Here is a 215-nt window from a genome sequence, read left to right as displayed (position 1 = left end):
TAGTTCAATGGTAGAACACCAGCCTTCCAAGCTGGATACCCGGGTTCGATTCCCGGTACCCGCTCCACAAAATGTTTAAAATGTTAAGTAAAAACACTTGACAAAACATTAAAAAACATTTAAAATAATAATTGTTTGATGTGTATCTTTAGCTCAGCTGGATAGAGCAACGGCCTTCTAAGCCGTGGGTCAGGGGTTCGAATCCCTTAAGGTAC

Annotated in this window: 1 tRNA gene; it reads left to right on the top strand. The window is 40.9% G+C overall.

Annotated features, from left to right (window positions below):
* Positions 1-142: 142 nt before the first annotated feature.
* Positions 143-215 (top strand) — tRNA-Arg (locus tag QP548_RS16960).

The sequence above is a fragment of the Clostridium sp. UMB9555A genome, assembly GCF_030222355.1.
Classification (GTDB): domain Bacteria; phylum Bacillota; class Clostridia; order Clostridiales; family Clostridiaceae; genus Sarcina; species Sarcina perfringens.
The sequence above is the reverse complement of the archived record's forward strand: the minus strand, read 5'-3'. Positions and strand labels throughout refer to the sequence as shown.